General features: G+C 67.1%; 2 protein-coding genes and 1 pseudogene. All 3 read left to right on the top strand.

The features are described from left to right. Window positions 1-422: pseudogene (locus BKP54_RS37015) on the top strand (hypothetical protein); the annotation flags it as partial. Further along, window positions 422-1555 (top strand): DUF2778 domain-containing protein, encoded by a 1134-nt coding sequence (locus BKP54_RS34685; RefSeq protein WP_128090577.1) that lies wholly within the window; start codon window positions 422-424, stop codon window positions 1553-1555. The pseudogene BKP54_RS37015 and the gene BKP54_RS34685, both read left to right, overlap by 1 nt. Window positions 1556-1625: 70 nt before the next feature. Continuing rightward, a partial coding sequence (locus BKP54_RS34680) for a hypothetical protein (protein WP_143347951.1) occupies window positions 1626-1992 on the top strand: 367 nt, incomplete at its 3' end.

The following is a 1992-nucleotide window of genomic DNA, read 5'->3' as shown; positions in this document are numbered from 1 at the left end:
CTGGATCGCTGGGCGCCGTGCCCGGCACGCTGCAGCGTAAGCCGGTGGTCGGTCCGGCAAATGACGCGTACGAGCGCGAGGCCGACCAGATCGCAAGCTCGGTCGCCGTCGGCGGCGCGGCACGGGCGGTCACTCCGATGATCGCCGCTTCGGTCCAGCGGGCCGGGGCCGGGACCGGGGGCTCATCCGGCGCCGCCACCGCGGCCAAGGCGGTTTCCTCGGGTGGACGCGTGCTCAGCGCATCCGAAGCCGGCTTCTTCGCGCCGCGTTTCGGGCAGGACCTTTCGCATGTGCGCGTCATGAGGGACCGCAGGTCGACCAGGCCGCCGCCGCCATCGGCGCGCGCGCGTACACCCTGGGCAACAACGTTGCGCTGGCCTCGGGCGAGTACACCCCCGGAACCGGCGAAGGCCGCCGCCTGATGGCCCATGAGTTGACGCATACCCTGCAGCAGACCTCCGGCGAACAAATCATCCGCCGCGATCCGGATGGTGAGCGCAAGGCAACCGACTTCAAGAAGGTCGAAATGGTCTTCAACGGCGAGGAACTGATCGTTTACGGCGATGGTGAGGAAATCATGCGCTACGACGGCGATTCCGGTCGCCCGATCACGGTCACCGAAGAGGATGCCGAGGCCTGCGGCGCGGATGTCGATACCGACACCTATCTGAACGACCGGCGCTTCACCGGCATCAAGGACAAGGGCCCGATCCCCGAGGGCACCTATACCTTTTCGCCGCCGGGTATCGCCGAATTTTCTGCCGGGGAGCAGTGGGATCTTCTGGTTGGCGGTATCCTCGGTGACATGAACGTCACGATCCAAGGGCAGAGCATTCATTCCGGCGACTGGGGGGCAGGGCGGGTGCACCTCAATCCCGTCGCGGTCAGGCAGGGGCCATGTGGCAACGCCAGAGGACGAAGCGCGTTCTTCCTGCATGGCGGGCTGCTGCGTGGCAGTTCGGGCTGCATCGATATACAGACCAGCTTCGATGAACTGGCCGCCTTCCTTGGCGGCTACAGAAAGCCGGTCACACTCAAGGTCGAGTATACCGATGCGGCGACCAGGGTAGGGTTCTGGACCGGGCTCGGCGGCGCGCTCGCCTATCAGGGATTCCATTTCACCAGTCAGGGCACAGGCTTGGTCGGCGCCGAGCTCTCGGGCGGCAGGACGAGTTTCGTCGCCTCGCTGCAATACAATGCGCTGCTGGATTGGGCCGGCGGTGCCCTGGCGGCCGGCATTCATGTCGATGTGCCGGTCGACGACCGTGACGCCTTTGTCCGCGCCGGGCTGCGCGGCGGCGCAGAATTCCGCGTCTACCAGGCCCTATACGGACGGATCTTCGGCGGTGGTTATTACGAGTCCGCGCGCGGCGATCTTCCGGCCGGGTTCGGCCTCCTGGCCGGCGGCGGACTTGGCTATGACTTTGGTCCGGTACAGATGGAGGCACTCTACAACTTCCTGGCACCTCTTGGCGATGCGGACGCCGCCACGACCGACCGGCCGGAACGCCAAAGGGCGCATCAGATTCTGACCGGGATCGGCTTCGAATGGTAGGCCGGGGCAAAATCCGGGCGCCTGCGCCCACGACAGCCCACGGCGTTCGACTTTATGCGGGGTGGTCGCCATGGCCATGAGCGTCGCCCAAGCCGTCAAGCCGCCCGCCTTAGCCTTCGCGACGCCGGCGCAACGCAAGGTCGAGCCGTCGCCGGACATGGACGAAGCGCCGCGGCGCCTGCTTTCCTCGCTGACCTCGGTGCCTGCGGTTCAGCGCGCCTGTGCTGACTGCGGCGGAGAGGACGACGAGCACAAGATGCCGGTCATGCCGAAGCTCGAGGTCGGCCCGGTGGATGACCCGTTCGAGCGCGAGGCGGACGACATCGCCGGGCGCGTGATGGCGATGCGCGGGCCGCAAGCCGTTCAAAGCGCCGAGATCGACGAGGAGACGCCGGACGTCATGGCCCGCCGCGTCCGGCGGAAATGCTCGGCCTGCG

This window comes from Ensifer sp. 1H6, assembly GCF_001976035.1.
GTDB classification, from domain to species: Bacteria; Pseudomonadota; Alphaproteobacteria; order Rhizobiales; family Rhizobiaceae; genus Ensifer; species Ensifer canadensis.
The sequence above is the reverse complement of the archived record's forward strand: the minus strand, read 5'-3'. Positions and strand labels throughout refer to the sequence as shown.